General features: G+C 58.7%; 4 protein-coding genes. 3 read left to right on the forward strand and 1 reads right to left on the reverse strand.

The features are described 5' to 3' along the window. The first annotated feature begins 136 nt into the window (after positions 1-136). The 3 genes from ACK4FJ_RS19595 to ACK4FJ_RS19605 all read left to right on the forward strand — a co-directional run bounded on the left by ACK4FJ_RS19595 (position 137) and on the right by ACK4FJ_RS19605 (position 4,335). The gene (locus ACK4FJ_RS19595) at positions 137-1,135 is read left to right on the forward strand and encodes a fatty acid desaturase family protein (RefSeq protein ID WP_409768458.1); all 999 of its coding nucleotides are present in this window, start codon (positions 137-139) and stop codon (positions 1,133-1,135) included. Positions 1,136-1,341: 206 nt separating this feature from the next. Continuing rightward, on the forward strand, positions 1,342-2,745 hold the full coding sequence (locus tag ACK4FJ_RS19600; protein ID WP_409768461.1) for a retron Ec67 family RNA-directed DNA polymerase/endonuclease: 1,404 nt from the start codon (positions 1,342-1,344) through the stop codon (positions 2,743-2,745). A gap of 387 nt (positions 2,746-3,132) precedes the next feature. Beyond that, positions 3,133-4,335: an MFS transporter gene (locus tag ACK4FJ_RS19605; protein WP_409768463.1), complete on the forward strand. Its 1,203-nt coding sequence runs from the start codon at positions 3,133-3,135 to the stop codon at positions 4,333-4,335. Positions 4,336-4,387: 52 nt separating this feature from the next. Here ACK4FJ_RS19605 and katG read toward each other — a convergent pair. Next, a partial coding sequence (katG, locus tag ACK4FJ_RS19610; protein ID WP_409768466.1) for a catalase/peroxidase HPI occupies positions 4,388-6,190 on the reverse strand: 1,803 nt, incomplete at its 5' end.

The following is a 6,190-nucleotide window of genomic DNA, read 5'->3' on the forward strand; positions in this document are numbered from 1 at the left end:
TCATGCCCGGCCTTGTGCCGGGCATCCACGTCTTAAAAACAGAACTCGTGGATGCTCGGGCCAAGCCCGAGCATGACGGGCCGGGGGTGTCGCGTTACACTCCGCCCAAAGACTCTAGAACACGAGGGAGCGGGGCGTGGGCGAGGGTGCGCCGGAAGCAGGCAATACAGTCAAAGCCACCGACATTTTCACCGCCGATGAAATCCGGCGCTTAAGCGCGCGCTCCGATCTGATGGGCGCCTGGCTGGTGCTCTGTGCCTGGGGGCTGATCGGCCTGGCCATGGCAATGTTTGCCGCCTGGCCCAACCCGGCGACGTTTGTCGTTGCCGTGATGGTGATCGGCGGGCGGCAGCTGGGGCTGGCCATCCTGATGCACGATGCCGCCCATGGCCTGCTGTTCAAAACCCGGCGCTTCAACGAACTGGCCGGGCAGTGGCTCTGCGCGTATCCGGTGATCACCGACCTGCATCTGTATCGCCCCTATCACCTGAAGCATCATCGCTTCACCCAGCAGGCCGACGACCCCGACCTGGTGCTCTCCGCGCCATTCCCGATCACGCGGCAAAGCCTGCGCCGCAAGATTCAACGCGACCTCAGCGGCCGCACGGCGCTCACCCGCCGGCGCGAGCAGGTGATGCTCACCTGGGGCGAGGCGGGCTTAAGCTGGGGCCAGAGATGGGAACGGCTTGCCAAGGGCGGGCTGGTGGGCGCGGCGCTTACCAACCTGACGCTGCTCGGCCTGCTCACCGCGATTGGGTACTGGTGGCTCTATCCGGCTTTATGGCTGCTGCCGCTCGCCACCTGGTATCAGCTCGTCAGCCGCATCCGCAATATCGCCGAACATGCCGTGGTGCCCGACAACGACGATGCCTTGCGCAACACGCGCACGACCTATGCCGGGCCGCTCACGCGCCTGCTGCTCGCGCCATTCTGGGTGAACTACCATCTCGAACATCACCTGCTGCTGTTTGTGCCCTGCTGGCGCTTACGCCAGGCGCACCGCATGATGCTGGCGAAGGGTTATGCTGAGAGGATGGAACTGCGCGGCAGTTACGCCGAGGTGCTGCGGCGGGCGGCGAGTGCGGTGAGCGACAGCGGCGGCGGCTCAGGCGGGGCGAAGGTGGGCTATATATAAAGCGATACTTCCTATTGATAGAATTTCAACATCGTGCTTTATAAAAGCCGCCTTACAGGCAGATTTTGTTATCGTGCTTCGCGATATAAGACTCAATGTCTGAGATGCTGCTATCTCGACACCTAAGTAATGCCACGGTTGCTATATTATACTCCGTGGCCAGCGCATAAGAGTGCCTGTAAGGCTTTCATATAGGGCGACAAGAAGTGTCGGTATTAAAAAAACTCCAAGAGGTAGAAACGCTTGAGGCTTTTGCAGATTTACTTGGATATACGCCAAGTGGGTTAGCATATATCCTTTATAAAATTCCTTCGCGAGCGAAATACAATAAATTCTCAATTCCCAAGAAGAACGGCGGCGTTAGGGAGATAAACGCGCCTACTGATAAGCTTAAACAACTGCAAGCTCGACTAGCGAATATATTGTATGCATGTAGATATGAAATTGAGGCGAACAACCCGAAGCTCAAGCCGCTTTCTCATGCATACAGAGCCGGCCTCTCTATTGTTACCAACGCAAAACCACATAAAAATCGCCGTTACGTATTGAATATTGATCTGGAGAATTTCTTTCCTAGTATTAATTTTGGTCGGGTAAGGGGATTCTTTATAAAGGACAAGGACTTTTCCTTGAGTGCAGCGGCCGCGACAATTATTGCGCAGATCGCTTGTTATGAGAACGAGTTGCCGCAGGGAAGTCCTTGTTCACCAATCATATCCGATCTTTTGGCTCGTGTGCTTGATCGGCGGTTGGCGAGGTTGGCCAGAAAAAATCGAATAGCATATTCTCGTTATGCTGACGATCTTACCTTCTCAACAAATGAAAAAGACTTTCCTTCGGCATTGGCTGCTACCGATGCGACGGGAGCATGGGTTCTTGGTGCTGATTTACGAGGTCAGATCGTACGATCTGGTTTCTCAATAAATGAAAAAAAGACAAGAATGCAGCTCGGCTCATCTCGTCAAACCGTAACTGGCTTAACCGTCAATAGGAATGTCAACGTTCCATCTAACTATTATAAAAATGCGAGGGCGATGACGGAGACATTGTTTCGGACGGGCGAGTTTCATATCGATGGCACTAAAAGTGATAGCTTAGATCGACTGCATGGGATTCTCAATTACAATTACTATGTGAAGCATGTATGCAGAGTGCAGAGGAAAAATGAAACTGAAAATGTGAAGTCAAAAGACTTGAGGGGCATTCGGTCGGTATATTCAAAATTTTTGCGCTATAAGTATTTTGTCGCTCTTAAGCGCCCGTTGATTATTTGTGAAGGGAAAACTGATAATTCGCATTTGCGATATGCAATTCGGAATCTAAAGAAGTTTCATCCTGCATTGGGGGAGATTAGTGCTATCGGTCATTTCAGTTTGAATATTTCTCTATTCTCATTCGACAAAATCCATAATGACTTATTTAATCTAAACGGGGGCAGTGCGCCTTTAAAAGATTTTATAGTCAACTATGAGAGAGATTTAAAACCATATACACATCGACCTTTTGCGGCGCCGGTTATCATTCTTATTGATAACGATAGTGGAGCGAAGGAAATCTTTGGCGTCATTAACTCAAAATTCAAAAAAAACAATTTCTTTGGCTACGACTGATGACTTTTATCGTCTCTGCGAAAATCTGTACTTAGTAAAAACACCTTCAGTGCGAACGCGGGCAACTGGGGAGTCTTGTATCGAAGATTTCTTTCCGGCCTCAGTGCTTTCTGAAAAGGTAGATGGGAAAGTTTTTAATCCGGCAAAAACTATCGATCCAAGTAAAGAATATGGGAAAGCAATATTTGCGGATAAGGTGGTGCGACCTAAGGCGAGGACAATCGATTTCTCCGGATTTGTTCCGTTGTTAGATAGAATCGTCGCGGTCATAGATAGTTACGGCTCCTAAATTGAGTTGTTGTCTCAATAGCTCAATGAGTCTGCGATTTGGATCGCACTTTCGGTTTGTCGTGACTGGCTCTCCAATTGGCAAGCGCGGTCCCCCTCGTGGCTAATCCTCCGCTGCCTGCCCGCCAGCCCATACTGATCATCGTGGTGGCCGAGTTTCTCGGCACCACGCTCTGGTTTTCCTCCAATGCCGCCGCCTTCGAATTGCAGGCTCTGCTGTCGCTGTCGGCGCGCGATATCGGCTGGCTCACCAATGCCGTGCAGGCCGGCTTCATCGCCGGCACGCTGGCCATGGCGCTGAGCGGCCTGGCCGACCGCTTTGCCGCCAGCCGCATCGTGTTTGCCTGCTGTGTGCTGGGCGCCATCGCCAATGCCGCCTTCCTGCTGGTGTGGCAGAGTTATGCCGCCGCCCTGGCCCTGCGCTTCATCGTCGGTCTGGCTCTGGCCGGCATCTATCCGCTGGGCATGAAGCTGGTGATCGGCTGGACCAAAGGGGCGGCCGGCGGCACGCTGGCCTTGCTGGTGGGCATGCTCACGCTCGGCACGGCTTTGCCGCATGGCATACGCGGTTTGGGGGCAGGGGTACCCTGGCAGGCGGCGATGCTGGTCGCGAGCGGTCTGGCTTTGCTCGGCGGCCTTATCGTGCTGCGGCTGGGCGACGGGCCGCATCTGGCGCGGCCGGCCAGTACACATTCAATGGGGGCGCGCCGCTTAAGCCCCGGCGCGGTCTTGAGCGCCTTCCGCATCCCCGATTTCCGCTCGGCCGCGTTGGGCTATTTCGGCCATATGTGGGAGCTCTATGCCTTCTGGACGCTCACGCCCTTCCTGATCCTGCTGGCCGCGCCGGATTTTTCGCCGGCGGATGTCTCGCGGCTCAGTTTTGCCGTGATCGGCGCCGGCACGCTGGGCTGCATCCTCGGCGGTGTGGTCAGCGTCCGCTGGGGCAGCGCGCGGGTGGCGGCTGTGGCGCTGGCGACATCGGGCGCGCTGTGTGTGGTCTATCCGGTTCTGGCGGCGAGTGCGGCACCGGCTGTGTTGCTGGTATTGCTGGTGGTCTGGGGCGTGGCGGTGGTGGCGGACTCGCCGCAATTCTCCGCGCTCTCGGGCCGCGCCTGTCCGCCGGAAGCCGTGGGCAGCGCGCTGGCGATCCAGAATGCCATCGGCTTTACCATCACGCTGGCCGCCATCGCGCTTGCCACGCATCTGCTGCCCGCCATGGGCGCGTCGGTCGTGTGGCTGCTGGCGCCGGGGCCGGTGCTGGGGCTGATCGGCCTGTGGCGGCTGGTGAAAAAAGGTTTATGAAAAAATCCCCGGCGGCCTGGCGGCCGCCGGGGAGGGTGGTTCAGGCCTTAAGTTACTGCAGGTCGAAGCGGTCGGCGTTCATCACCTTGGTCCAGGCGGCGACGAAGTCGGACACGAACTTCTCCTTCGCGTCGTCCTGGGCATAGACTTCCGCATAGGCGCGCAGGATGGAGTTCGAGCCGAACACCAGGTCCACGCGCGTCGCGGTCCATTTCACCTGGCCGGTTTTGCGGTCGCGGATCTCGTAGAGATTTTTGCCCGCGGGCTTCCAGGTGTTGGCCATGTCGGTCAGGTTGACGAAGAAATCGTTCGTCAGCGCGCCGACGCGGTCGGTGAACACGCCGTGTTTGCTGCCGCCATGGTTGGCGCCCAGCACACGCAGGCCGCCGACCAGCACGGTCATCTCCGGCGCGGTCAGCCCCATGAGCTGGGTGCGGTCGAGCATCAGCTCTTCCGGGCTGACGGCGTAGTCCTCTTTCAGCCAGTTGCGGTAGCCGTCATGGATCGGCTCCAGCACCGCGAAAGACTCCGCGTCGGTCATGGCGTCGGTCGCGTCGCCGCGGCCGGGCGCAAACGGCACGTCGATCTGGATGCCGGCGGCCTTTGCTGCCTGCTCGATGCCGACATTGCCGGCCAGCACGATCACGTCGGCGATGCTGGCGCCGCTGTCGCGCGCGATGCCCTCCAGCACACCCAGCACTTTGGCCAGACGCTTCGGCTCGTTGCCGGCCCAGTCCTTCTGCGGGGCCAGCCGGATGCGGGCGCCATTGGCGCCGCCGCGCATGTCGGAACCGCGGAAGGTGCGCGCGCTGTCCCAGGCGGTGGTCACCAGCTCAGCGACACTCAGCCCGCTGGCGGCGATCTGCGCCTTCACATGGCCGATGTCGTACTGCGTGCTGCCGGCGGGGATCGGGTCCTGCCAGATCAGGTCTTCCTTCGGCACGTCGGGGCCGAGGTAACGCACCTTCGGGCCCATGTCGCGGTGGGTCAGCTTGAACCAGGCGCGGGCGAAGACCTCCGAGAAATAGGCCTGGTCCTTGGCGAAGCGCTCGGAGATTTTCCGGTAGGCCGGGTCCATCTTCATGGCCATGTCGGCATCGGTCATGATCGGCATGCGGCGGATGCTCGGATCCTCCACATCCACCGGCATGTCTTCTTCCTTGATGCCGATGGGCTGCCACTGCCAGGCGCCGGCCGGGCTTTTCTTCAGCTCCCATTCATAACCGAGCAGCAGCTTGAAATAGCCGTTGTCCCAGCGCGTGGGATTGGTGGTCCAGGCGCCCTCGATGCCGCTGGTCACGGTGTCGCGGCCGATGCCACGGCCGGATTTGTTCAGCCAGCCCAGGCCCTGGTCTTCCACCGGGCCGTCTTCCGGGCTGGGGCCCAGCTTGGCCGCATCGCCATTGCCATGGGCCTTGCCCACGGTATGGCCGCCGGCGGTCAGCGCTACGGTCTCCTCGTCGTTCATCGCCATGCGGGCGAAGGTGAGGCGCACGTCATGGGCTGTGCGCAGCGGATCGGGCTTGCCGTTGACGCCTTCGGGATTGACGTAGATCAGGCCCATCTGCACGGCGGCCAGCGGGTTGGCCAGCGACTGGCGGTCGTCGCCGTCATAACGTTCCGAGCCGAGCCATTCCTTCTCGGCGCCCCAGTAGACGTCCTTCTCGGGATGCCAGATATCGGCGCGGCCGAAGCCGAAGCCGAAGGTCTTCAGGCCCATGGATTCATAGGCGATGGTGCCGGCCAGGATGATCAGGTCGGCCCAGCTGATGCGGTTGCCGTATTTCTTCTTGATCGGCCAGAGCAGGCGGCGCGCCTTGTCGAGATTGGCGTTGTCGGGCCAGGAATTCAGCGG

This window comes from Ferrovibrio sp. (assembly GCF_046297595.1).
In the GTDB taxonomy this organism is placed as follows: Bacteria; Pseudomonadota; Alphaproteobacteria; order Ferrovibrionales; family Ferrovibrionaceae; genus Ferrovibrio.